Consider the following 25098-nt stretch of genomic DNA (forward strand, 5'->3'; position numbering starts at 1 on the left):
GCGAGGCATACCGAAAGGAGAGAGCGATGGCAGGCACTCTCGACGACGACGCCATCACCACCCATCTCAAGGAGCTGCCCGACTGGTCCCGTGCGGGGGACGAGATCCGCCGGGAGCTGAAGGCTCCCTCGTTCCTGGCGGGCATCGATCTGGTGGTCGAGGTCGCGCGGGCCGCCGAGGCGGCCGACCACCATCCCGACATCGACATCCGCTGGCGTACCGTCACGTTCGCGCTGAGCACCCACAGCGCCGGCGGGCTGACCGGGAAGGACTTCGATCTGGCCCGGCGGATCGACCGGATCGCCACCGAGCACGCGGCTCAGTAGTGCCGCTGCAGGTGGCGGTGTGCGGGCCGCGGATGTGCTCCGAGGAGGAATGGCAGGACGCGTGCACGACGGGCCGGCTGCTGGCCGAACGGGACGCCGTCGTCATCTGCGGCGGGCAGGGCGGCGTGATGGCCGCCGTGGCTGACGGCGCGCGGTCGGCGGGCGGCATCGTCGTGGGGGTGCTGCCCGCCGCGGACCGTTCCGCTGCCGGTCCCGCGCTCACGGTCGCGATCCCCACCGGCCTCGGAGAGGCCCGCAACAACGTGATCGTCAACGCCGCGGACGCCGTCATCGTGATCGGCGGGTCGTGGGGGACGTTGTCGGAGCTGGCCCTGGCGATGCGGGCGGGCCGGGTGCCGGTGGTCCAGCTCGGCGGATGGCACGTCCTGGACGAGCAGGGGCGCCCGCTGTCGGGGATCTGCCACGCGGGCACGCCGCAGCAGGCGCTCGAACTGACCGGCCTGTGGTCCTGACCGGGGGCCGCTGGCTTGCTGGCGGGTTCAGTGGCTGGAGAGCCCGCCGTCGACGAAGAGGGCCTGGCCGGTGACGTACGCGGATGCCCGGCTGGCCAGGAACACCGCCGCACCTGCGAAGTCGTCGGCCAGGCCGTTTCGGCCGGCCATGGTGCGGGCGGCCAGCGCGGCCACCTTCTCGGGGTCGCTGGACAGCCGGGCATTCAGCGGCGTCATCACGAACCCGGGCACGAGCGTGTTGCAGGTGACACCGTGCGGTGACCAGGCCTCCGCCTGGGAACGGGTCAGGCCCTCCAGCCCGGCCTTGGACACCCCGTACACACCGCTTTGCACGAACGCGCGGAAGGCCTGCTGGGAGGAGACGTGGATGATCCGGCCGAAGCCGCGTTGCGCCATGCCGGGCCCGAACCGTTCACCTAGCAGGAACGGGGCCTGCAGGTTGACCGCCATCGTGGCGTCCCAGACCTCGTCGCCTGTCTCGCCCATCGGGGGTCGCAGGTTGACGCCCGCCGAGTTGACGAGGATGTCGGGCTCGCCGAACGCCTTGACGGCCTCCTCGGCGGCGGTCCGGACGCCGTCCCGGGAGCTCAGGTCGGCGCTGACCCACGCGGCCCGGCAACCGTGGGCCTCCAGCGCCGCGACCGTGGCGGCGAGCTCGGCCTCACGCCGCGCCACCACCACGACACTCGCCCCCGCCCGCGCCAGCGCCTCGGTGATGGCGCGGCCGATGCCCGAGCTGCCGCCCGTCACGACGGCCACCCGGCCTTCCAGCGAGAACAGCTCTGCGAGATAGCCGGGCGGGTCGGGCTGCGAGGTCATGCCCGCACCCTAGACGAGACGAGTAGGACAAAGGCAGCGGTAGTGGTCGCGCGCCGTGCGAGCTGCAGGCGTGCGAGCTCCAGGCGTGCGAGCTCCAGGCGTGCGAATCGTGGGGCGTGCGAATCGCGGGCCGCGCGCAGCTTGCGGCTGATCGGCTCGTGACTCATCCTCCGGGTCCGAGGATGGCGGCGAGCTGGGCCAGCAGGTCGGCGGAGGTGAACGGCTTGCGGATGAGGGCGGTGCGCGGCGGCAGGACGACGCCGCTCGGCAGGGAGTCGGTGGTGTGCCCGGACATCAGCAGCACGGGGACGGCCGGGCGCGCGCGCCTGATCCGCTCCGCGAGCTCGACGCCCGACATGCCGGGCATCACGACGTCCGCGAGCAGGACGTCGATCCAGGGCTCGCCGGCTCCCGCGATCTGGAGTGCCTCGATCGGCGAGGTGGTGTCGATCACCTGGTAGCCCGACCGGGCCAGCATGGTCTCCACGAGGTCGCGGACTTCGCCGTCGTCTTCCACCACGAGGGCCGTCGCGTCCCGGCGATGCGTCCGCGCGGGACCGGGATCATCCGCCGCGGGCACGGGCTCGCGCGTGGCGGGCAGGTCGATGGTGACGGTCGTGCCCTCGCCGGGCTCGGATTCGATGCCGATCTCACCTCCCGCCTCCTTCACGGCGCCGTAGGCGGTGGGCAGTCCGAGCCCGGTGCCCTGGCCCCGCTCCTTGGTGGTGAAGAACGGCTCGAAGGCGCGTTCGGCCACCTCGGGCGACATGCCGAAGCCGGTGTCGGTGATGCTGAGGCGCACGGAGGGCGGCATGCCCGCTGCCTCCACACCGGCCGTGCGGATCGTCACGCGGCCGCCCTCGGGCATCGCGGCGCGGGCGTTGAGCAGGACGTTGAGCAAGATCTGCTCCAGCTTGCTGCGGTCCATCCTGACCGTGTCAAGACCGGGTTGGAGCTCGGCGATCAGCTCGACGTCCTCACCGATCGTGCGGTGCAGCAGCTGCCCGGTGTCCTCGACCACCGCATTGAGATCGAGGACCTCCGGCCGCGAGGGCTCCAGCCGGCTGAAGATGAGGAGCTGGCGGGTGAGCGAGGCGCCGCGCTCGGCCGCCCGCTGGATGCGTTCGAGATCGTCCCGGACGGAGCTGTCGTCCGGCGCGGACTCCAGGGCCAGTTCGGCGTGCCCGAGGATGACCATGAGCAGGTTGTTGAAGTCGTGGGCGACGCCGCCGCCGAGCTTGCCGAGGGAGTCGAGCCGCTCCACCTGGCGCAGCCGGTGCTCCAGCCGTTCCCGTTCCCGCTGCGCGGCCACCTGCGCGGTGATGTCGCGCAGGATGCCCTCGACCGCCGTCGGCCGCCCGTGCTCGTCCCGGACGGCGACGGCCCGCTGCTCGGTCCAGACGGTCGTCCCGTCGGGGCGGTGCCAGCGGACGACCAGCGGCTCGGGCGCCGGGGAATGCCAGGACTTCTCCAGAGCGGGCCGGTCGGCCGGATCCACGAAGGACAGCACGTGGCCGGGGTCGCCGCAGAGCTCGTCGGGATGGTGGCCGAGGATGAGCGCCGCCGCCGGGCTGACATACTCGACCTCCTCCCTGGGTGTCAACCGGTAACGGAAGATGATGTCCGGCGCGTTCTCGGCGAACAGCCGGAAGCGTTGCTCGCTCTTGCGCAGGGCGTTCTCCGCCTCTCGCCGGCGGCGCCGCACCTGCGCGTCCTGGAGCTCTCTGCGGACCGCGGGGGCGATCCCGGTCAGATGGTCCTTGCGGATGAAGTCGTGCGCGCCGTCCCTCATGAGCGCTGCGGCGTGCTCGTCGCCGATCTGCCCGGAGACCAAGATGAACGGGATGTCGAGGCCGGTCTTGTGGAGCAGCCGCAGCGCGTCCTCCGCGGTGAAGGCGGGCATGCGGTAGTCGGAGATGATGATGTCGGGTGGGTGGCCACGCAGTGCGCGCGCTGCGGCCTCGGCCGTCTCCACCCGCTCGTACATCACCTCCAGGCCGTCGCGCCGGAGGTGGGTGACGATGAGGACCGCATCGTCGTCGTCGTCCTCGCAGAGCAGGAGGCGGACCGGGGCCGTCATGGCCGGCGCTCCGACAACGGGCACGTCTCGTTGATGTCGAGCCAGTACGCGCTGAGCGTCCGCACGGTCCGGAGGAACTCGTCGTAGGCGACCGGTTTGCACACGAAGCTGTTGGCGCCCAGCTGGTAGCTCGCGACGACGTCGCGCTCCTCCGTGGACGTCGTGAGCATGATCACCGGGACGTACCGGGTGCGTTCGTCCGACCGGATCCGCTGGAGCAGCTCGAGCCCGCTGAACTTGGGCAGGTGGATGTCCATGAGGATGATCGCGGGCCGCAGCGGGCTGGTGCCGTCCGCGGGCAGCAGCAGGTCGATCAGCCCCTCGCCGTCGGTCAGCACGACGATCTCGTTGCAGACGCCGTTCTTGGCGAACGCCCGCAGGGTCAGCGTGACGTCGTCGGGGTTGTCCTCGACCAGCAGGATCGGCGCGTCTCTCATGACCCGTCCGTTCCCGGGCGGGCGTCCACCGTGAAGTAGAACGCCGCGCCCTGACCCGGCGTGCCCTCGGCCCAGATCCGGCCGTGGTGGCGGGCCACGACGCGGGCCACGATCGCGAGCCCGACGCCGTTGCCGCTGAAGTCGCTAGCGGGGTGGAGGCGCTGGAACGGGACGAACAGCTTGTGCGCGTAGGCTTCGTCGAAGCCCACGCCGTTGTCGCGCACGTAGAAGACACCGGACGAGCCGTCATCGTTGACGGCTCCGTCGTCGGCGCTGTCGTCCGCGCCGCGGTCGCGGACCGCCCCCACGTCGATCCGCGCGGTCACGCGCTTGGAGGTGAACTTCCAGGCGTTGGAGAGCAGGTTGCGCAGCACGAGCTCGAGCAGCGCGGAGTCGCCCATGCAGGCCAGTCCCCGCTGGACCGTCAGCTCGACCTTCCGGTCGGGATCGGCGTGGGTGAGCTCGTCGGCGATCCGTTCGGCCAGCGCGGTCAGGTCCACCGGCCGGCGGTGCAGTTCGGCCCGCGACGCGCGGGACAGGTTGAGCAGATCGTCGATCAGCCCGCCCATGCGGTCGGCGGCGGCCCCGATCCGGCGCAGATAGTCCCGGCCCGTCCCGTCGAGGCGGGCGCCGTAGTCCTCCAGCAGCGCCTTGCTGAACCCGTTGAGCGTGCGCAGCGGCGCCCTGAGATCGTGCGACACCGAGTAGGCGAAGGCGTCCAGCTCGCGCGTCGAGGCCTCGAGCTCCGCGGTCCGTTCCCTGACCCGGTGCTCAAGCTCGGCGTTGAGCCGCCGCACCTGCTCTTCCGCGCGCTTGCGGTCGGTGATGTCGGTGGAGATGCCGCAGACCGCGTACGGGCGGCCGTCGACGTCGGTGATCGGGTACTTCACGGTGATATAGGTGTGGGTCCCGTCGAGCTGGGGCGCGACCTCCTCCATCACGGTCGGCGTGTCCTGGGCCAGCGCCTTGAGGTCGTTGGCGCGGAAGGCGTCGGCGACCGGTTTGGCGAACAGGTCGTGGTCGGTCAGGCCCACCAGGTCCTCCCGCCGGACGCCGAACAGCTGCTCGTACTGGCGGTTGACCAGGAGGTAGCGGCCGTGGACGTCACGCAGGTAGATGACGGCCGAGGTGTTGTCGATCACCTTGAGCAGCCGGTCGGCGTCGGCGCGCGCCTCCCGCTCGACCCCTTGGGCGTGGGCCAGGGCGTGCTCGTCGCGAGCCGCAGTGCGCGCAATCAGCAGCCCGGCGCCGCCGAGCACCGCCACGGCCGACAGCCCGAGCCCGAGCGCCGCGGCGTCGCCGATGACCAACCCGGCGGCCAGCACGGCGATGGCGACGGCCACGACCAGCGTGACCATCGCGACGACCCGGCGGCTCGCGCCCATCATGATCGCGATCCCACGAGCGTGACGTCCGCGGCGAGCCCCGGCCGGGTGTCCTCCAGGTCCGGCGCGTTCAGCAGGGAACGGTCGGGCCTGCGGACCGCCGGGGGACCGAGCCGGCGCAGCGCGTGGCGCTGGCGCGCTCTGGCCAGGCGGACGAGCATCGGCTCGTCCATGCCCGTCGTGCCCGTCCGGTTCGACACCAGGGGCCGGTCACCGACGCCGGTCGCGTCCCGGGTGTGCTGCGGTTTGAAGAGGTACTTCTCGGCGAGCATGAGGTGGACGGCACCGACCTTGGCGTTGGCGTTGAGCAGGCCGTACCACGCGCCGAGCATCGGGTGGCGGCGGAGGGCGGCGCGGGTCTGCTCGCGCGTCATCGCCTCCAGCGCTGCGTCGTCCAGCCCGAGCACCTCCAGCAAGGCCGCCGTCAGCGACGGGCGGCCCATCAGGGCGGTGAGGGTCCTGCGCTCCTCGTCGAGCATCGATGGGAAGTTGCGCCTGATGTGCGTGCCGTAGTCCGGGAACGCGATCCCGAGGAGGAAGTCACGGCGGAGGAACTCGGGGTCCTGGGCGCCGCTGGGCGGGACGTCGCCGCGCTCCCAGTGCACGGCGAACTGCCGGAAGACGTCCATGAAGTGGTCGGGACGCAGCCCGCCCCGCTCGGGAGGCCGCTTGGCGAAGTCGTGGTTCAGGTGGGCGATGTCCAGCAGCAGGGCCGTGGCCATCCTGGTCCGCTGCTCTGCCTCGGCCGACAGGATGTGCACGTCGCCATCGGCGATGGGGGCGAGCGCCTGGTTGGCGGCGAGTTCGAGCGCCTCCGACTTCTTCAGCAGCTCGAAGAAAGAGACCTCGCCGGGATCGCCGGTGTAGGTCCTGACGCGCAGGTCGGCGAAGCATCCGGGGAGGACGGAGACGACCGGGCCGCCGCCGATCCTGACCTCGATGGTCGGAACGTTCCAGCGGACGAGTGAGGCGTAGCAGTCCCGCGCCGGATGCCCGGTGCGCGTCGTCCTCGTCAGCCGGGCGAAGTAGTCGGGGAACGGGATGCCGCAGGGCCCCGCACGCAGGGCCGCGAACGACTCGCGCGGCCTGGCCTTGCGCGACAGGTCCTCCTCCTGGAAGTGCCGCGCCACGCACGATCCCGACAGGCCAAGCAGCACCGTGAGCCGCCGTGCGTCCGCGGGGTCGAGTGCCTCCGGCGGCGGAAGATCCGCCAGGACCGACTGTGAGAACTCCGCTGCCAGTGTCCCGGGCGGCTCCGCTCGCGCCAGGATCGACCGGTTGAGCCGCGGCAGCTCGGTCAGGACCCACTGGTTCAGTGGTTCGAGCAACACCGTGGATCCCCCCTCGTGGCCTCGGCTTCTTGACGGAAGCATGATTCTGGCGAGACGTTCGGTGAACGTCGGCACCTGAGCCTGGTGGTGGTACTCACGCGCCGAGCCTCCGGAGAGGTGCTCGATGGACCCCAGGCCGCCGATGAGACCGCGGGCAGCCCGGCGGGCCGGGATCGCGGCGAGGCGGGACCGGTGAACCCGCCTGGGCGGCGGCGCGAGCCCCCGATCGACCGCGGCGTGCTGGACAGGCTCCGCCGGGACGTCGGCGAGAACGTCCTCGAGGCGTTCATCCAGACGTACCTGGACCTGCTGCCCCGGCGGCTCGCCGAGATCGAGCTGGCCTTTGAACGCAGCGACGCCGCGGACGCGTGCCGCGTCATGCTCGATCTCCGGTCGGGCAGCGCCATGATGGGGGCCGCCCACCTGGCCGCGCTGATGGGCGAGATGGAGGCGCTCGTCCGGCGGGGCCGGATCGCCGACGCGGCCGGCCTCCTCGGCCAGATGCGGCGTGAGGCGGCGGACGTCGCCATCGTGGTGCGCGAGGACGAAGGGCCGCGAGAGGACGGTCGCGAGCACATGGACGATCATCCCCCCAACCTGTAGCCCACGCCGTGCACCGTGCGTATCCAACGGCCCGACCGGGCGTCGTCGCCCAGCTTGCGCCGCAGGTTGGCGATGTGGACGTCGATGACGTGGTCGTTTCCCGGCCACTCGGTCCGCCAGACCAGCCGGGTCAGCGTCTCCCTCTCCCACACCCGCCGCGGATTCGAGGCCAGGATCGCCAGCAGCTCGAATTCGATCTTGGTCAGGTCCACGAGTCGGCCGGACAGCCGCACCTCCCGGCTCTCCTCGTCGATCGCGAGCTCGCCGAACTGGAGGGTCTTGGGCATGCGGCCCTCCGGCGTCGCCGCCGTGCGGGGCCGGCGGAACATCGCTGCCACGCGCGCCCGGAACTCCAGGACCGAGAAAGGCTTGGTGACGTAGTCGTCGGCGCCCACCTCCAGGCCCACCAGCCGGTCGGTCTCCTCCAGCCGGGCGGTCAGCACGACGATGTAGGCGGTGGTCATGGTGCGAAGCCGCCGGCACACCTCGATCCCGTCCAGGTCCGGCAGCGTGAGGTCAAGCGTGATCAGATCGGGCTCCACCTCGTCGACGCGGTCGAGGCCCCGCTGCCCGGTCGCGGCCTCCCATACCTCGAAGCCGGACTTCTGCAGCAGCTTGCACAGCAGCAGCCGGACGTCCGCCGCGTCCTCGATCACCAGCGCCCGATGCGGTTCCATAATCCGCCCCCAACCGGGCCATGGACTGCTACTCAGCGTCACCTACCACACCACGGTGTAGCGAAAACAGTCCCTGACCAGTGCAATCGTCCCCCGGCGGCCTGCCCCCAACCACCTGCGGCAGGGAAGTTTGAGGCACCAATGAGGGGCAATTGAGGATCGCTGAACATTCGTTTCCGGGCGTCGGACACCGGCGATGGGGCATATCGCGATCTTCATCCGCTCCGCGTGCCACAGGCGGCCCCGGCTGAGCCCCTCCAGCGCGGACGGCGAGCTCCCAGGCTGGCTCGAGCTTTTCCAGGCGCCCGCGTCCTGAGATCTCGATGTTACGTGGCCGTGATTTTACGTGGCCGTGCGGTGTCGATGTCGATGTGGAGCACGGACCGCGCCATGTCAAGTACGTTCTTACCAAAAGTGACCAGACACGTCTGAAATCATGGCTTGCCTCGGCTGGATAGCCGATGAGGAGTTCATTGGATAATGACGCCCTCCCTGATGATGATCAAGGCTGGACGTGGCCATCTCGCGAAGATGAGCCAATGCTGACAAGTCGTTGAGGACCGCTGAACATCCGGTTCCGAGTGTGGATGCATAGGCATTGCATTCCCTGTCAAGGAGCTAAGGTGTTGGGGAAATCCGGTGAGATCTCGACAGCCGATCTGGGGGGACCCTCAACCACCCAGGGCGGGCACGCAGGCCCGGCGACCGGCACCGAGAGGATCCTCGCCGAGGTGCTGGCCGACGTCGTGCGCGTCGAGCAGGTGCCGGTCAATGGCCACTTCTTCGATGACCTGGGTGCTGACTCATTGGTGATGGCCCATTTCTGCGCACGGGTCAGGAAGCGGGCGGACCTGCCGTCGGTGTCGATGAAGGACATCTACCGGTACCCGACGATCAGAAGCCTGGTGACGGCGCTCGCGGACGCCGGGCCTGCCCCTGCCAAGTCGTCGGCCCCGGCGCCGGTTGAGGCGGCCACACCGGCCAGCACGTTGCAGTACGTCCTCTGCGGAACGCTGCAGTTCCTGATTTTCCTCGGGTATTCCTACGTCGCCGCACTTGTCATCGCCCGAGGCTACGAGTGGACCTCCGCCGGCTCAGGTTTGATCGACATCTACGTGCGGTCGGTCATCTTCGGTGGCGCGACCTTCGTCGGCATGTGCGCCCTTCCGATCCTGGTGAAATGGATTCTCATTGGCCGGTGGAAGCCCCAGCAGATCCGCATCTGGAGCCTGGCCTACGTGCGCTTCTGGACCATCAAGACGCTGGTCCGGTCGAACCCGCTGGTCCTGCTCGCCGGTTCGCCGCTCTATGTGCTCTATCTGAGGGCGCTGGGCGCGAAAGTCGGGCGAGGTGTCGCGATCTTCTCCAAGCACGTGCCTGTGTGCACCGACCTGCTGACCATCGGCGCCGGCACGGTCATCCGCAAGGACTCCTACTTCAACGGCTACCGAGCCCACGCCGGGGTCATCCAGACCGGCGCGGTCACCATCGGGAGGGACGTGGTGGTCAGCGAGGCGACGGTGATCGACATCGAGGCCTCGATGGGTGACGGGGCGCAACTCGGCCATGCCTCCTCGCTGCACGCCGGACAGATCGTGCCCGGCGGCGAGCACTGGCACGGAACCCCGGGGCAGCGGACCGACGTGGACTTCCTGGGGTGCGATCCCACCGGCTGCGGCACGCTGCGGAGAGCCGTCTACGCCGTCTCACAGCTACTGAGCCTGATCCTTGTGTACGTGCCGCTGGGAATCGGCGGCCTGGCCATGCTGTTGGCTGCGGTCCCGAAGCTCAACACGTTCATGGGCGAGGGGGCCCACGCTCTCACGGGCTGGACGTTCTACCTCGACGCCCTTGCCACGTCCTTCGTGCTGTTCTTCGGCTCGGTGCTCGTCAGTCTCGTCGTCGTCTGCACCGTCCCGCGCGTGCTCAACCTCGCGATCAAGCCGGACAGGGTCTATCCCCTGTACGGCTTCCACTACGGGGTCCACCGGACGATCGTGCGGCTGACCAATGTCAAGTTCTTGAGCAATCTGTTCGGCGACAGCTCCTACATCGTCCACTATCTGCGCGGAATCGGGTACGACCTTGGAGAGGTCGTGCAGACCGGGGCGAACTTCGGCGGCCTCATCGCGCACGAGAGCCCGTTCCTGAGCTCGGTCGGCAGCGGAACGATGGTCGCCGACGCGCTGTCGATGATGAACGCCGACTTCTCGAGCACGTCCTTCCGGGTGTCCCGGGCGTCGATCGGGGCACACAACTTCCTCGGCAACGGCGTCGCCTATCCCGCGAGGGGCAAGACCGGCGACAACTGCCTGCTCGCGACGAGGGTCATGGTCCCCATCGACGGGAAGATCCGGGAGAACGTCGGGCTTCTGGGCTCACCGGCTTTCGAGATTCCGCGGTCGGTCGAGCGCGACAGCAGCTTCGACCATCTGAAGACCGGTGAGGAGTTCCGCCGCCGCCTCGCCGCCAAGAACAGGCACAACATCGCCAGCATCGGGCTGTGCCTGTTGACGCGGTGGATGTTCGTCTTCGTGACCGTCCTGCTCGCGGGCATCGCCGCGGACCTCTACAGCGCGCTCGGAGCGGTGGTGATCGCGCTGGGGATCGTCTGCACTCTCCTGTCCGGCGTCGCCTACTGGGTACTGGTCGAACGCGTCGTCACAGGATTCAAGCCCTTGCCCGTACTGCTCTGCTCGATCTACGAGCCCGCCATGTGGCGGCACGAACGGTACTGGAAGGTGGCTTCGATCTCCTACCTCGCGCGCTTCGCCGGCACTCCGTTCATCAACGTGATCCTGCGGCGGCTGGGTGCCGGGATCGGCCGCAGGGTCTTCAACGACGGCTGCGGCTTGCCGGAGCGGACGCTGGTCACCGTCGGGGACGATTGCACGCTGAACGAGATGAGCACGATCCAGTGCCACTCACAGGAGGACGGCACCTTCAAGACCGACCGCTCGACCCTCGGCTCCCAGGTCACCCTCGGGGTCAGCTCCCATGTCCACTACGGCGTGACGATCGGCGACGGCGCTGTGCTCGCCCCCGGCTGCTTCCTGATGAAGGGCGAGGAAGTCCCGCCGCTCGAACGGTGGGGGGGAAACCCAGCCAGGGAGATGCGAGATGGCCACTACCAGCCCGCGGCAGCGCTGAACGGGCAGCGGAACCATCTCGACCAGCGCGCCCAACCGGCTGGACGACCAGCGGAGAACAGCCCCTCGGCAACGGTGAGTGGAGGGAAGATCCAATGGAGAAGCTAGCGCAGGCCGACCGCGAGTTCTGGCGCGGCGTGCTCGTCGCCGGCGGCCTCACTGCGATCCCGCGATGGACCCTTGATCCTGTGCCGGGCGTCGCCGAGCACGTGGCGCCGATCCCCGACGACCTCGTGGCGGCGTTGCGCAGGCCGGCGGACGAGCCGGCGGTGCCGCTCAGCTCGGTGCCGCTCAGCTCGGCGCTGCTGGCCGCGCACGCCAAGGTGCTCGCCGCGCTGTCCGGCGAGCACGAGGTCTTGACCGGCTACGTCGCAGTGAAGGGCGGCCGGCCGTTGCCCTGCCGGGTGACGACCGAACCCGGTTCGTGGCGGACGTTGCTGCTGGACACCTGTCGCGTGGAGTCGGAACTGCTGTCGCACAAGGACTTTCCGGTCGCCGAACTCAGGCGCGAGCTGGGCCTTACCGGACCGTCGTTCGAGACCGTGTTCGATCCGGCCGGCGACGGCGGCGACCTCGCCGAGGACACCGTGCTGTCGGTGGGCGTCTCGACGGACGACCCACACGGCCCGCACGGCGGCCGGCTCGTCCTGCGGCTGCGGTACCGGACCGACGTGCTCGACGCGGACGGCGCCGCCAGGATCGCCGGCTATCACCTCACCGCGCTGGCGCTGATCGCCGCCGACCCGGATGCCGAGCATGGGCGGCAGAGCCTGCTGTCCGCCGAGGAACTCCACTTCCAGCTCGAAGGGCTCGCCGGACCGCGCCGGGAGCTGCCGGACCGCCGTTTCCACGAGCTGTTCGAGCAGCGGGTGCGGGCGCACCCGGACGCCGTCGCGGCCGTGCACGGCGATCGGCGGTGGACCTACCGGGAGCTCAACGCCCGTGCCAACCGGCTGGGACGAGCCCTGCTGGCGCGGGGGTTGCGCCGCGAAGGTGTCGTCGCGGTGGTGACCGAGCGCAACCTGGACTGGATGGCCGCCGTCCTCGCGATCTTCAAGGCCGGTGGCGTGTACCTGCCCATCGAGCCGCATTTCCCGGCCGAGCGCATCGCGACCACGCTCTCTCGTGCCGGTTGCGGCCTCGTGCTCACCGAAGCCGGCAGCGCCACCACGCTCAAGGCCGCCCTCGGCTCGCTGTCCGGAGTTCAGGCGCTCTTCGTCGACGCGGCCTACGAGAACCATGCCGATGACGATCTCGGTGTCGACGTCGCGCCGGACCAGCTCGCCTACATCTACTTCACATCCGGTTCCACCGGTGAGCCCAAGGGCGCGATGTGCGAGCACGCGGGCATGCTCAACCACCTCTACGCCAAGATCGACGACCTCGAGATCGGCGAGGGCCAGGTGGTCGCCCAGACCGCGCCCCAGTGCTTCGACATCTCGCTGTGGCAGCTGGTCTCGGCACTCCTGGTCGGAGGGCGGACCCTGCTGGTCGGGCAAGAGGTGATCCTGGACGTCCAGCGGTTCGTCGACACGATCGCCCGTGGCCGGGTCTCCGTGCTCCAGGTCGTGCCGTCGTACCTCGAAGCCGTGCTGTCGTACTTGGAGAGGCACGACCGTTCGCAGCGGCACACCCGCGAGCTGCCGGATCTTCGGTGCGTGTCGGTCACCGGCGAGGCGCTGAAAAAGGAGCTCGTCCAGCGCTGGTTCGTGGCCGAGCCCGAGACCAGGCTGGTCAACGCCTACGGGCTGACCGAGACCTCGGACGACACCAACCACGAGGTCATGGACCGGGTGCCGGACGGGGAACGGGTCCCGCTCGGTCGCTGCGTCAACAACGTGTGCGCCTACGTCGTCGACGAGCACCTGTCACCGGTGCCGCTGGGCGCCCCCGGCGAGATCGTCTTCTCGGGGATCTGCGTCGGCCGCGGGTACGTCAACGACCCCGAGCGCACCCGGGCGGCCTTCATGACCGACCCGCACCGCGAAGGCCGGCGGCTCTACCGCAGCGGCGATCATGGCCGCTGGCGTCCCGATGGCAAGCTGGAGTTCCTCGGCCGCAGGGACACCCAGGTCAAGATTCGTGGCTTCCGGATCGAGATCGGCGAGATCGAGAACACCCTGCTTCGGGTGCCCGGTGTCCGCGACGGCGCCGTGGTGGTCGCCGAGCGCGCCGGCCAGAGCAGGCATCTGGTGGCCTTCTACTCCGGCCGGCGGCCGCTCGAGGCCGGCTTCCTGCGGGACCGGCTGGGCGAGTCGCTGCCCGAGTACATGGTCCCGTCGGCCTTCCACTGGCGGGAAGGTCTGCCGCTGACCGGCAACAGCAAGATCGATAGGAAGACGCTGACGGCTCTGGCCGGAGAGCTCGACGTCGCCGGGGAGGATCCCCTCGCGCCGAGCACGCCGGCCGAGCGGCGGCTGGCGGCCGCCTGGGCGAAGGTGCTCGGCATCCCGCAGGACCAGATCGGACGGCGGGACCACTTCTTTGACCGGGGCGGCACGTCGCTGTCGGCGGTGAAGCTGGCGATCACCCTGGACCGTGCGGTGTCCCTCAAGGACATCACCCGTCATCCGATCCTCGCCGATCTGGCCCATCTGGTCGACGGCAGGGACGGGGCCGGTGACATCGAGCGGCGCTCCCCGCGCGCCGCCGAGCCGGCGGCTTCTTCGATAAGTGGTAACTGAAAGGAAATCACGATGTTCTCCTCATCCACGGCGTCACTGCTCGACCTGGACCTGCGACCCGGCAGGCCTCCGATGCTGCGGGTCGAGGCCAGGGGCGACGCGCCGAGCTGGGCGGCCGGGCATCGGGACACGTTGCGCGCCGTCGTCGCCGAGCACGGTTCGGTCCTGGTCCGCGGACTCGGGCTGAGTGACGCCGACGAGACCGGCGCCGTCTTCCGGCGGCTGGCCACCGGCCTGATGACCGAGAAAGAGGCCTTCGCGTCCCGGCGGATCTACTCCGACGGGGTGTACTCCTCGCCGAAGTGGCCGCCGAACCAGCAGATGTGCATGCATCACGAGCTGAGCTACAGGCTTGAGTTCCCCGGCCTGATGATGTTCGCGTGCCTCAGGGCGCCCACCGTCGGCGGGGCGACCGCGGTGGCCGACTCGCCGACCGTGCTGGACGCGCTGCCGGCTGACCTGGTCGAGCGGTTCGAGCGGGAGGGCTGGCTGCTCACCCGCACCTACAACGATGAGATCGGGGCGTCCGTCGCTGAGTCGTTCGGCACCGAGGACCGTGGCGCCATCGAGAGCTACTGCCGCGCCAACGGGATCGAGTTCGAGTGGCAACCGGGCGGCGGACTGCGTACCAGGCAGCGCCGCAGCGCTGTGGTGCGCCACCCGGTCACCGGCCGGCGCTGCTGGTTCAACCAGATCGCGTTCCTCAGCGAGTGGACGATGGACCCCGAGGTGCACGAGTTCCTCGTGGACGCCTACGGCGCCGACGCGCTGCCGTTCAGCACCCGCTTCGGAAACGGCGACCCGGTCGGCGAGAACGTCGTGGAACTGCTCAACGAGGCCTACGAGGCCAACACCGCACGCGAGCCGTGGCAGGCCGGCGATCTGATGCTTGTCGACAACGTCCGCACCGCGCACAGCAGGGAGCCCTTCGAGGGACCGCGGGAAGTGCTCGTCGCCATGGCCGACGCCGTGCGTTTGGCCGACTGCTCACCGACCACCGAGGTGATCTCCGGATGACCACCGTCCATTCCACCGCACCGGAATCCGCGATCCCCGAGCCGATCACCGAGCCGATCACCGTGCCGCCGTTCGCGGTGATCTCCGGCGCCCAGGTCCAGCGGGCGCTGCAGGACCGCGAGAAGCAGATCGTGGAGTTGGTCGAGGCCGCCTACCGGCTGCACGGCGCCGGTGATTCGGTGAACCCGCCGTCCTACTTCCTGCGCTTCCCCGACCGCCCGTCCTCCCGGATCATCGCGCTGCCCGCCTCGATCGGCGGGCAGGTGCGGGTGGACGGCCTGAAGTGGATCTCCAGCTTCCCGGAGAACGTGGCGGCCGGGATCCCGCGGGCGTCGGCCGTGCTGATCCTCAACGACCACGACACCGGCTACCCGTTCGCCTGCCTGGAAAGCTCGATCATCAGCGCCACCAGGACGGCCGCGTCGGCAGCGTCGGCGGCCGACCATCTCAGCCGCGGCCGACGGCGCCCGACGCGCGTCGGGTTCTTCGGGGTGGGCCTGATCGCCCGCTACATCCACACCTTCCTGGACGCCACCGGCTGGTCGTTCGACGAGATCGGCGTGCACGATCTGTCCGCCGACAACGCGGCCGGCTTCCGCGGTTACCTGGAGCAGTCGGGCACCGCCGGCCGGATCACCGTGCACGACGGCGCCGAGCAGCTGATCCGCTCCAGCGATCTGGTGGTCTTCGCCACCGTCGCCGGCCAGCCGCATGTCAGCGACCTGTCGTGGTTCGAACACGATCCGCTGGTGCTGCACGTGTCGCTGCGCGACCTCGCGCCGGAGATCCTGCTCGCCTCAGCCAACATCGTCGATGACATCGAACACTGCCTGAGGGCCGGAACGTCCCCGCATCTGGCCGAACAGCTCACGGGCAACCGTGACTTCCTGCACGGCACGCTGGACGACGTGATGGCCGGGCGGGTGACGGTGCCGGCGGACCGGCCGCTGGTGTTCTCGCCCTTCGGCCTCGGAGTGCTCGACCTCGCGGTCGGCAAGTACGTCTACGACGAGGTGGTCCGCTCCGGCGAACTGCATGTCGTCGACGGCTTCTTCCACGAACTGCGCCGGTACGGATGAGCGGCTAGTGCACGGCCGCAGACCCAGGGGGGCCAACGTGTCAGTCATATGCTTTCCGCAGGACTTCAACGAGGAAGACCTCTACATCGACCTTCGGCCGATCTTCGGGCAGTCGCTCTTCCTGAAGTGCGAGGGCTTCAATTTCGCCGGTTCGATCAAGCTGAAGGCCGCGACCGAGATGGTGGAGGCCGCAGAGCGGGACGGAGTCCTGACGCCGCGGTCGATCCTGGTCGAGTCCTCGTCCGGAAACCTGGGCGTGGCGCTGAGCATGATCGCGGCGAGCAAGGGCTACCGGTTCCTGTGCGTGACCGACTCCCGCTGCAACCTGGGGACCAGGCGGCTGATGGAGGCGTTGGGCAGCCGGGTGCACATCATCGCCGATCCGGACGCCGACGGCGGTTTCCTCGGCGCGCGGATCAACTACGTCCGTGCGCTGTGCGCCTCCGACGACCGGTACGTGTGGCTCAACCAGTACACCAATCCGGGCAACTGGAAGGCGCACTGCCACACGACGGCACCGGCGATCGCCCGCAGCTTCCCGCGACTGGACGTGCTGTTCGTCGGGGCCGGCACCACCGGGACCTTGATGGGCTGTGCGCGCTACTTCTGGAACTGGCATCGCCGGGTGCGGATCGTGGCGGTGGACAGCGTCGGCTCGGTGACCTTCGGTGGAGCCCCGGGCCGCCGGATGATTCCCGGTCTGGGCACGAGCGTCCGTCCGCCGCTGCTCGACGAGTCCTACGTGGACGAGGTGATACGTGTCGAGGAGGCGGACACCATCCGTGCCTGCCATCGTCTGGCCAGAAAGGGATTTCTGTTCGGCGGCTCCACCGGCACGGTGGTCAGTGGCGCAATGCACTGGCTGGCCCAGCATGACGAGAGCGAACCCACCGCGGTGGCCATCGCCCCGGACCTCGGCGAGCGCTACCTCGACACCGTCTACCAGACCAACTGGGTGCAGGATCTCTACGGCGAGGACGTGCTCAGCTCCGAGGCCCGGTCAGCGCCTTTGTCACCTTCTCGGCCCTGAACGCCGAGGTTGTGGGCGCGGCCCTTCAAACGCAGCTAGGTGATGTCGCTGGTCTCCTCGTCGTCGCCCCTGCGGCGGTCACGCCAGACCACGACGGCGATCACCGCGACCACGATGAACGTGGGCACGAAGAACGGCACGGCGCTGATGAGTGGATGGGCGGCGAGCACGCCGTCGGCCACTGCGATGTCGGCCATGGCAATTTCAGTCATAGCAATATCGGCCACCGTCATGCGGTGACCTTCTGCCGGTCGCCGGTCCGGGCGGCGGGCGCCGGGATCACGCGCGAGACGCGGGAGACGCCCCAGCCGAGCGCGATCACCAGGACCAGCGTGCAGAACAGCACCACCGAGGAGCAGGCCAGCCACAGCCAGCCGGGCACATCGGACTTGAGCTCGCGCTGCAGGATCTTCTTCTCGCTCTGAACGTCGCGGGTGAAGCTCTGCGGCGCGGTGAGTTCCTTGGCGCCGATGGCGGGGTCGGCGGGCAAGTAAATGGGCACGCCTGCCAGGGTCCGGCCGTCATGGATCCGGATCAGCGTCTTCCAGTCGCCGTGCAGAGGCATGGGCTCGCTCGTCCGGTAGACGCCCTCGCGCTCCCGGATCAGCGGTTCGACGTGCAGGCCTTGGCCCTGCCAGCCGGTGATGGCGATCCAGGCCGGGTCCCTGACGGCATCGCCGGGTGCCAGCTCGACGCGGGCGTGCGCGGTGCGCTCGGCGGGGCCGCCCTGGACATCGGTGAGGGTGACGGCGGCCTTCTGGTCGGTGGGGACGGAGATCACCAGGCCGTTCGCGACGGCGGCGGCGACTCCGACGAGCGCCGCGGCGAACAGCGCGCGCGAGACCGCCGGGCGCGGCAGCCTGCCTTCCAGCCCTTCGGCCAGCATCGCGCCGCACAGCCCGCCCGCGACACCGCCGGCCACCGCCATGATCACGCTTTCGGCGAGGATGTCGCCGGTCCACGGCAACCGCATGGCGAACTGGCTCCAGCCGAACTCGGCGGCGAATCCGGCGGTGCCGATGAGCAGGCCGCTGACCGCGCCGAGCGCGATCGGGCGCCGGGCGAGAACGAGCGCGGCCAGCTCGACGCACAGGGCCTCGGCGAAGTACAGGGGCACCGACGCCCACAGCTCGCCGATGACGGGCCCGACGACGACGGAGACGCCGCCGCGGATCAGCATGTAGAAGACGACGGCGAAGATCGCTCCGCCGCGGCCGACCCACAGCCGGGCGGCGACCAGCGCGCAGCCCGCGGCGAGCGCGATCAGCAGCGGCTGGTGAACGAGGCGGAACTGCGGCACGCCGAAGTCGTACTCGGCCTGGAACACCGACAACCCGATCAGCAGCCCGCCTGCCAGCATGCCCCGGCGCACATAGCGGGCCCACGCCGGTGGTTGCGCCGCGCCCGCCGCGCCCGTGCCCGCGACCGCGGCGGCCGGGTCGCCGGCGACCGGTCCGGCCTGGCGGCCCTCGCGTTCAAGGATCATCATGGCGACCAGCGACAGGCCCGCGCCGCCGATGAGCATGAGGTGGGTCGGGCCCCACAGCGTGACGTCCTGGCCGAAGATGCGGTGCCAGACGTCGTCGAGGGGGAAGCCGAGCAGGGCGTAGAACCCGGCGCCGGCCAGCAGGACCCCGCCCGCCGGGGCGTACCAGTCGCGGGTGATCCGGACGGCCGCGGGGCCGGGGCGCTCACCCTTGGGCAGCGCCACCGCCAGGACACCGGCGGTGAAGATGCCGAACAGCCCGATGAGGATCGGGTAGTGCGCGATGTTGGCCAGCGGGCCCTCGTCGCGGCCGTGCGAGATGTGCAGGGAGATGTCCCAGTACATGCCGAGCAGGGCGGTGATCAGCGAGAGGAACGCCACCATGCTCGGCAGCGCGGCCCAGCCGGGCAGGCCCCGGCCCGGGCCCCGCTGGGCGAACGCGGCGAGCCGGGTCAGCAGCGTGATCCGGCCGGTGCGGTGCCCCCATCCGAACACCAGCAGGAACGCCGTCAGGAGCGCGGCACCGCCGGTGGCGATGACGATCTGGTCCAGGGCCGCGCCGCCCGCGGGTTTCTCCTCGGGGGCGGCCAGCCGCAGCGCGACGGTCAGTCCTGTGTCACTCAGTCGATCCAACACGGGTGCTCCCATAGCCGACAAAACGGGGTACAAACCCACCCCGGCCGGAGTATGTCATCCCACTATGTGTCATTGTCTAGTGTCACGGTTTGTGGCGTGAAACACCTGTTCGGAAGGAGCGGCATGAGGGGCGTACTGCTGAGGACGCTGATGACGGCAGTGGCCACAGGGACCGTGGTGACGCTCGCCGGATGCGGCGAGCCCGCAACGCCGTCCGACGGCACGGGCGGCTCTCGCGGCCCGGGCGGTACGGGAACTGCGACGTCCGCACCCGCCACATTCACCGGTCCTTCTCGTAAGCCCGATGTCACCAACGTCAGCGCGACCTTCTCCCGGGGCAAGGTCGAGATCGCCGAGAGCCGGGTGAAGGTGCGCCGCGGCGCCACCGTGCGCATCACCGTCACCGCTGACGAGGCCGAGGAGTTCCACTTGCACGGCTATGACCGGACGCTCAAGCTGTCACCTGGCCGTCCCGGCACCGTCGACGTGGTCGCCGACAAGTCCGGGGTGTTCGAGGCCGAGCTGCACCGCTCCGGCACCCGCGTCTTCGAGCTGCAGGTGAGCTGACCGGTGGAGGCGCTCGCGCACGGGCTCGGCGGCCGGACCGACCTGCCGCTGGACGCCGTCGCCGCCATCGTCGGCGGGGGAGCGGCGGTGGCGGCCTCGTTCCTGGCGCTCACGGTCGCGTGGCGGCGTCCTCGCCTCCGGCCGGACGGCGGAAGGCCGGTGCCGGCCGGTCTCGCCCGCGTCCTGGACTCACCGGTGCTGACCCGGGCCGGCCGTGCGGCGGCGCTGGCGGCGGCGGTGTTCGTGGTGGTGGTCGCGCTGGCCGGGCCGGACGGCGAGAAGGCCAATCTGGCCCCGTGGGCGCTGTACGTGACGTTCTGGGTGGGGCTGGTGCCGGTCAGCGTGCTGCTGGGGCCGGTGTGGCGGCGGGTCAACCCGCTGCGCACCCTGCACGACGGGCTCTGCCGGATCACCCGGGCCGGCCCGGCCGGGTTCCGGCCGCTCCCCGAACGGCTGGGCTACTGGCCGGCCGCGGCGTGGCTGACCGGGTTCGTCTGGCTGGAGCTGGTGGCGCCGCACCGTTCCGACCCCCGCCTGGTCGGTGTCCTGATCATCGGATACGGGGTGGTGAACCTGGCGCTGGCCCGGGTGTACGGGCGGGACTGGTTCACCCGCGGGGACGGGTTCGAGGCCTACTCCAGCCTGCTGGCGCGGATGTGCCCGATCGGGCGCCGCGGTGACGGGACGCTGGTGCTGCGGACCCCGCTGACGGGGCTGATGCGGGTCACCGGCGAGCCCGGTCTGGTGGCGGCGGCCTGCGTGCTGATCGGCTCGACGGGCTTCGACGGCATCACGCGGACCACGTACTGGCGTGACAACGTCGATCCCGGCAGCCTGCTCGCCGGGACCCTGGGCCTGGCGGGCGCGATCGGCGCTGTCACGGTGCTCTACCTGACGGGGATGCAGGCGAGCGCGAAGCTCACCGGGGAGGGCGCGTCCGAGCTACCGGGGCGGTTCGCGGCGACTCTGCTGCCGATCGCGCTGGGATACACCGTGGCCCACTACTTCTCGTTCCTCGTCCTCGAAGGGCAGACGACCTTCATCCTCGCCAGCGACCCGTTCGGCGCCGGGCTGAACCTGCTCGGCTCGACCGGCCACCGGATCGACTATGACCTCGCGGGCCCCACCGTGACCGCTCAGGTGCAGGTCAACGCCATCGTGCTCGGCCACATCGCCGCCACCATCGCCGCCCACGACCTCGCGCTGCGCACCCAGCCCGCCGGCCGGACCGTCCGAGGGCAGGTCCCGATCGCGGTCGTCATGGTCGCCCTCACCTGTGCCGGGCTGTTCGCCCTTCTCAGCGGCTGAGTCGTGCTTGCGCTTGCGCACCTCGCGGATCGCGACGCCGATCGCGATGAGGATCGGGATCCAGTACTTGGCCGTGATCAGGATCGCCTTGATCCACCACGGGACGGAGACGTCCGGCAGCGGGATGTCGGGCAGGGAGACGTCCGGCAAGGGGATCGAGGGCAGGTCGACCGAGGGCAGGTCGATGTCGGGCTTGGGCAGGTAGGACAGCAGCAGCTTGATCAGGACACCGAGGCCCAGCAGCGGGAACAGCACCTTGGCGGTGGCCGCGGCGGGGTGCCGTGCGGCGTAGAGGACCGGGTGCTCGCGGCCCCACTTCTCCCGCTTGGCGGCGCGGCTGCCCTCGGGCGGCGTGAACCGGAACACCGGAGCCTTGCCGCCGGACTCGGAGACCTCGACCTCGCCTGCGTCCTTGATCAGCGAGACCTTTGCCTCCGCCCGCTCCTCGCCGTCCTTCTTCGCCTCGTCGTTCTGGTCGTCCTTCTCGTCGCTCTTGGCCGCAGTGAGTTCGATCTTGCTTGCCTCGCCGTCCAGGAGTCCCCTCGGGTCGAAGTGCACGATCACCGACAGCTCGTCGCCGTAGGGCAGCTCGCCCTTGAGGATGATCTCGTCCGCCTCGCCGGCCGGTTCGCCGTCGACGTAGAGCCGCGCGACGCGCTGCCAGTCGGTGCGTGCGGTCTCGACCTCGAGACGGTGTCCCTCGTGGTCGAGCACCCATCTGCCCTGGGCGGTGCCGGTCATTCCGAACCCCTTGATCGCGGACTGCATTACGTTCTCCCCCCGTACGCTGCCTTCAGGCTGCATCGCCGCAGGCGGGCCGCGCTGCGTCCGAAGCGCTAAAACCCATAGACCAAAGTCGAACGCCGGCCGGACCATCGGGAACGGCCTGAAGCGTGCCCGCCGTTCGCTGGTTGGTACGACGCGGCCCCGGAAGGTGCGGTTCGGCCGTGGAAAGGATGCTGGGAGAGTGACCGACACCACCTCGGGCCGGCTGCTCCGGCTGCTGTCGCTGTTGCAGACCCGGCGTGAATGGACCGGACCGGAGCTGTCGGAGCGGCTCGGCGTGAGCGGCAGGACCGTGCGCCGTGATGTGGAGCGGCTGCGGGATCTGGGATATCCGGTGCACGCCACGCTGGGCTCTGTCGGCGGGTACCGGCTGGAGGCGGGCACCGCGATGCCGCCGCTGCTCCTGGACGACGATGAGGCGGTGGCGATCGCCGTGGGGCTGCGCGGCGCCACCGGCCGCGCGGTGGAGGGCATCGAGGAGACCTCCGTGCGCGCCCTGGCCAAGCTGGAGCAGGTCCTGCCGGAACGGCTGCGCCGGCGGGTCAGCGCGCTGAACGCCGCGACCGTTCCGATCGACGGCGCGCCCGCCGGCCCGACCGTGGACCCCGAGACGCTCACTGTGCTGGCTGCCGCCGCCCGTGACCACGAACGTGTGCGTTTCTCCTACCGGGACAAGGACGGCAACAGCTCACGGCGCCAGGCCGACCCGCACAGCCTGGTGCCGGCCGGCCGCCGCTGGTACCTGGTGGCCTTCGACGTCGAACGCGCGGACTGGCGAACGTTCCGGGCCGACCGCATCGATACGCCGCAGCCGACCGGGGTGCGGTTCCCCCCGCGCGAGCTGCCCGCCGAGGACGCCGCCGCGTTCGTACGCCAGGGCCGCGCCGCCGGATCCACGCTGCGCGCGGTCCTGCTGGTGCACGCCTCGGCCGAACGGCTCGCCGACGGTTTCCGCGTCAGCGGCACCGAACTGGAGCCGGTCGACGAGCACACCTGCATCGTGCGCACGGCCCCCGAGTCCCTGGAATGGACGGCGCTGCGCATCGCCTTCCTGGAGCTGGATTTCGAGGTCAAGGAGCCGCCCGAGCTGGCCGACCGGCTCCGCGATCTGGGCCGCCGCCTGGTCCGCGCCGCCGGGTGAAGGGGGCGGCGTCGCCGGTTCAGGGGCGGTGGGGGGCGAGGAGGACCTCGAGGTCGGCGCGCAGCGCATCGGGCAGGGGGCCGTCGCCGTCGAGGGCCCAGACGATGAGGGTGCCGTTGTAGGCGACCTGGACGGACCGGGCGAGCCGGGCCGGGTCGGTGCCCGCTGCCAGCTCGCCGGCCGTGACGGCCTCGGTGAGGAGCGCGGAGATCTCCTCGCGCGTGACGCGGGTGAAGGTGCGGGCGTGCTCGCGGAACTCGGGGTCGGTGAGGTCCAGCTGGAGGAGGCCGAGGCTGTTGGCCAGTTCCTCGGGGGTGCCGACGTCCGAGGCCAGGGCCGCCATCGCCGCGCGCAGGGCGTCCAGCGGCGAGCCGTGGTCCTGGCGGGCGCGTTCGAACGGCCGGCGGGCGCCGCGCTCGGCGCGCTGGACGAAGGCGAGCAGAAGCCCCCGCTTGGAGCCGAACCGCTGGACGAGGGTGGCCGGGGACAGCCCGGCCTCCGCGGCCACCGCGTTCAGCGTCAGCCGCCCAGGCCCGAGGCGGCCGAGGGCTCGTGCGGTCGCGCCGAGGATCGCCTCGTCACTGGTGGTGCGCGGTCGCGCCACGGCACCCTCCGGATTTGTGAATGAACGTTCAGAAACTCTAGCAGCATGGGCATGCGCGGCACGGGAACCCGAGCACGGTGGCCGCGGTCGCCGGTGGTCACCAGGCGTTTGGGTCCCGATCCTCCGGGCAGGGCCAGCCACGACCCAGAGAAACCCGACTTGAACGGAGGAATCGGTCATGAGCACCATCGAGCAGTCGATCGACGTCGACGTCCCGGTGCGCACCGCGTACAACCAGTGGACCCAGTTCACCGAGTTCCCGCGTTTCATGGAGGGCGTCGACCAGGTCGAGCAGGTCACCGACACCCGGACGCACTGGCGGACCAGCATCGCCGGGGTCAAGCGGGAGTTCGACGCCGAGATCACCGAGCAGCGGCCCGACGAGCGCATCGCCTGGACGTCGGTCGAGGAGCCCCGGCAGGCCGGCGTGGTCACCTTCCACCGGCTGGGCCCGGAGAAGACCCGGGCGATGCTCCAGATGGAGTTCGCGCCCGAGGGCGTGGTGGAGAAGGCCGGCGACGCCCTGCACGTGGTCGAGCGCCGGGTCAAGGGCGACCTCAAGCGGTTCAAGGAGTTCATCGAGGCCCAGGGCCGCGAGACCGGCGGCTGGCGCGGCGAGGTCGGCCAGGACCCGACGTCCTGACGCGGTTCCTGATCCGACGTCCTGACCCGGCGTCCTGACGTGGCCGAGCCGGCGCGTCAGTCGAGCACGAACCCGCGGATGAGCTCGGTGAGCTCGGCCGGGCGCTCGAACACCACGAGATGGCCGCTGTCGATCTCGGTGTAGCGGCTGTCGCGGATGCCCTCGTGCAGGGCGATGGGTCCCCAGGCCGGCACGAGCTGGTCGCGGGTCAGCTCGACCACCAGCGTCGGTACCGCGACCCGGGGCAGCAGATCGCGGATGTCGACCCGCAGGTCGAGGTCGATCTGGCGGTCCAGCCCGGGTTCGCGGGTGTTCGTGGCGATCGCCTCGGCGATGCCGTCGGGGCCCAGGCCGTCCAGGAAGCGGGGGCTGAAGCCGTTGAGGAGCACCTCGCGGTTGAGCAGCCCGAAGTCGACGCGGTCGAGATCGCGCCACAGCTCGAACATCAGGCGCTGCCGGGCGTCGCCGGTGTGCGCCCAGCCCGCCACGAGCACCAGCCGGCGGATCAGGCCGGGCTCGAGTGCGGCGGTCGCGGCGGCGACGGCCGCGCCGAGGGAGAAGCCGACCATGTCGACGGGACCGTCGACCGCGGCGCGGGCGGCGGCGGCCACCTGGCCCGCCAGGATCTCCGCGGTCAGCTCACCGCCCGCGTCGGTGGTCTTGCCGCTGCCGCTGAAATCGGGCCGCACGACGGTGCGGTCGCCCGAGAACCCGTCGACCATACGGCCCCAGTGGGTCTCGCCGCTGCCCTGGGTGCCGTGCACCAGGACCAGCCCTGGACCGGTGCCTTCGACCTCATAGTGCACGTTGGCATCGGCAACGGTGATCGACGGCATG

The 25098-nt window shown here is 70.4% G+C and carries 22 protein-coding genes; 12 read left to right on the forward strand and 10 right to left on the reverse strand.

Annotated elements, in window-relative coordinates:
• The first annotated feature begins 26 nt into the window (after positions 1-26).
• The gene (locus tag ACH34W_RS10900) at positions 27-326 is read left to right on the forward strand and encodes a 4a-hydroxytetrahydrobiopterin dehydratase (RefSeq protein ID WP_395960668.1); all 300 of its coding nucleotides are present in this window, start codon (positions 27-29) and stop codon (positions 324-326) included.
• Positions 326-799: a TIGR00725 family protein gene (locus ACH34W_RS10905; RefSeq protein WP_395960669.1), complete on the forward strand. Its 474-nt coding sequence runs from the start codon at positions 326-328 to the stop codon at positions 797-799. Before ACH34W_RS10900 ends, ACH34W_RS10905 begins: the two co-directional genes overlap by 1 nt.
• A gap of 27 nt (positions 800-826) precedes the next feature.
• On the opposite strand, the gene ACH34W_RS10910 is transcribed toward ACH34W_RS10905, so the two are convergent.
• The 5 genes from ACH34W_RS10910 to ACH34W_RS10930 form a co-directional block, all read right to left on the reverse strand.
• Positions 827-1618 (reverse strand): SDR family NAD(P)-dependent oxidoreductase, encoded by a 792-nt coding sequence (locus tag ACH34W_RS10910; RefSeq protein WP_395960670.1) that lies wholly within the window; start codon positions 1616-1618, stop codon positions 827-829.
• A gap of 163 nt (positions 1619-1781) precedes the next feature.
• Complete coding sequence (locus tag ACH34W_RS10915; protein WP_395960671.1) at positions 1782-3698, reverse strand: response regulator; 1917 nt, start codon at positions 3696-3698, stop codon at positions 1782-1784.
• Positions 3695-4135 (reverse strand): response regulator, encoded by a 441-nt coding sequence (locus ACH34W_RS10920; protein WP_395960672.1) that lies wholly within the window; start codon positions 4133-4135, stop codon positions 3695-3697. Before ACH34W_RS10920 ends, ACH34W_RS10915 begins: the two co-directional genes overlap by 4 nt.
• Positions 4132-5523, reverse strand: a complete 1392-nt coding sequence (locus ACH34W_RS10925; protein WP_395960673.1) for an ATP-binding protein — start codon at positions 5521-5523, stop codon at positions 4132-4134. Before ACH34W_RS10925 ends, ACH34W_RS10920 begins: the two co-directional genes overlap by 4 nt.
• Complete coding sequence (locus tag ACH34W_RS10930; protein WP_395960674.1) at positions 5520-6851, reverse strand: hypothetical protein; 1332 nt, start codon at positions 6849-6851, stop codon at positions 5520-5522. The genes ACH34W_RS10925 and ACH34W_RS10930 overlap by 4 nt, the downstream gene beginning before the upstream one ends.
• Positions 6852-6968: 117 nt before the next feature.
• Between ACH34W_RS10930 and ACH34W_RS10935 the strand changes: the two genes are divergently transcribed.
• Entirely contained in the window at positions 6969-7454 is a 486-nt protein-coding gene (locus tag ACH34W_RS10935; RefSeq protein ID WP_395960675.1) for an Hpt domain-containing protein, read from the forward strand.
• Here ACH34W_RS10935 and ACH34W_RS10940 read toward each other — a convergent pair.
• Positions 7436-8131 (reverse strand): response regulator transcription factor, encoded by a 696-nt coding sequence (locus tag ACH34W_RS10940; RefSeq protein WP_395960676.1) that lies wholly within the window; start codon positions 8129-8131, stop codon positions 7436-7438. The two genes, ACH34W_RS10935 and ACH34W_RS10940, sit on opposite strands and share 19 nt — an antisense overlap.
• Before the next feature lie 623 nt (positions 8132-8754).
• Between ACH34W_RS10940 and ACH34W_RS10945 the strand changes: the two genes are divergently transcribed.
• From ACH34W_RS10945 to sbnA, 5 genes are read left to right on the forward strand one after another with little or no spacing between them, the layout of a single operon-like run.
• Positions 8755-11388: a Pls/PosA family non-ribosomal peptide synthetase gene (locus ACH34W_RS10945; RefSeq protein WP_395960677.1), complete on the forward strand. Its 2634-nt coding sequence runs from the start codon at positions 8755-8757 to the stop codon at positions 11386-11388.
• On the forward strand, positions 11376-13964 hold the full coding sequence (locus tag ACH34W_RS10950) for an amino acid adenylation domain-containing protein (RefSeq protein ID WP_395960678.1): 2589 nt from the start codon (positions 11376-11378) through the stop codon (positions 13962-13964). Before ACH34W_RS10945 ends, ACH34W_RS10950 begins: the two co-directional genes overlap by 13 nt.
• A 12-nt stretch (positions 13965-13976) precedes the next feature.
• Positions 13977-14981, forward strand: coding sequence for a TauD/TfdA family dioxygenase (locus ACH34W_RS10955; protein WP_395960679.1), 1005 nt, complete (start codon positions 13977-13979; stop codon positions 14979-14981).
• Entirely contained in the window at positions 14978-16060 is a 1083-nt protein-coding gene (gene sbnB, locus ACH34W_RS10960) for a 2,3-diaminopropionate biosynthesis protein SbnB (RefSeq protein WP_395960680.1), read from the forward strand. The genes ACH34W_RS10955 and sbnB overlap by 4 nt, the downstream gene beginning before the upstream one ends.
• Positions 16061-16097: 37 nt before the next feature.
• Complete coding sequence (sbnA, locus tag ACH34W_RS10965) at positions 16098-17090, forward strand: 2,3-diaminopropionate biosynthesis protein SbnA (protein WP_395960681.1); 993 nt, start codon at positions 16098-16100, stop codon at positions 17088-17090.
• Between the two features lie 35 nt (positions 17091-17125).
• Here the strand turns inward: sbnA and ACH34W_RS10970 are convergent, their stop codons facing one another.
• Together ACH34W_RS10970 and ACH34W_RS10975 are read right to left on the reverse strand one after the other, a co-directional pair.
• Positions 17126-17302 (reverse strand): hypothetical protein, encoded by a 177-nt coding sequence (locus ACH34W_RS10970; RefSeq protein WP_395960682.1) that lies wholly within the window; start codon positions 17300-17302, stop codon positions 17126-17128.
• A 17-nt stretch (positions 17303-17319) separates the two neighbouring features.
• Positions 17320-19212, reverse strand: a complete 1893-nt coding sequence (locus ACH34W_RS10975; protein ID WP_395960683.1) for a hypothetical protein — start codon at positions 19210-19212, stop codon at positions 17320-17322.
• 123 nt (positions 19213-19335) lie between these two features.
• Between ACH34W_RS10975 and ACH34W_RS10980 the strand changes: the two genes are divergently transcribed.
• The 3 genes from ACH34W_RS10980 to ACH34W_RS10990 all read left to right on the forward strand — a co-directional run bounded on the left by ACH34W_RS10980 (position 19336) and on the right by ACH34W_RS10990 (position 23014).
• Positions 19336-19779, forward strand: coding sequence for a hypothetical protein (locus tag ACH34W_RS10980; protein WP_395960684.1), 444 nt, complete (start codon positions 19336-19338; stop codon positions 19777-19779).
• Positions 19780-19782: 3 nt separating this feature from the next.
• The gene (locus tag ACH34W_RS10985; protein ID WP_395960685.1) at positions 19783-21087 is read left to right on the forward strand and encodes a hypothetical protein; all 1305 of its coding nucleotides are present in this window, start codon (positions 19783-19785) and stop codon (positions 21085-21087) included.
• Between the two features lie 967 nt (positions 21088-22054).
• The gene (locus ACH34W_RS10990) at positions 22055-23014 is read left to right on the forward strand and encodes a helix-turn-helix transcriptional regulator (RefSeq protein ID WP_395960686.1); all 960 of its coding nucleotides are present in this window, start codon (positions 22055-22057) and stop codon (positions 23012-23014) included.
• A 19-nt stretch (positions 23015-23033) separates the two neighbouring features.
• Here the strand turns inward: ACH34W_RS10990 and ACH34W_RS10995 are convergent, their stop codons facing one another.
• The gene (locus ACH34W_RS10995) at positions 23034-23618 is read right to left on the reverse strand and encodes a TetR family transcriptional regulator (RefSeq protein ID WP_395960687.1); all 585 of its coding nucleotides are present in this window, start codon (positions 23616-23618) and stop codon (positions 23034-23036) included.
• 178 nt (positions 23619-23796) lie between these two features.
• On the opposite strand from ACH34W_RS10995, the gene ACH34W_RS11000 reads away from it, so the two are divergent.
• Entirely contained in the window at positions 23797-24261 is a 465-nt protein-coding gene (locus ACH34W_RS11000; protein ID WP_395960688.1) for an SRPBCC family protein, read from the forward strand.
• A gap of 56 nt (positions 24262-24317) precedes the next feature.
• Here ACH34W_RS11000 and ACH34W_RS11005 read toward each other — a convergent pair whose 3' ends face one another.
• Complete coding sequence (locus ACH34W_RS11005) at positions 24318-25097, reverse strand: alpha/beta fold hydrolase (protein WP_395960689.1); 780 nt, start codon at positions 25095-25097, stop codon at positions 24318-24320.
• Position 25098: the final 1 nt, after the last annotated feature.

It is taken from the genome of Actinomadura sp. 6N118 (genome assembly GCF_044326415.1).
Lineage (GTDB): Bacteria > Actinomycetota > Actinomycetes > Streptosporangiales > Streptosporangiaceae > Spirillospora.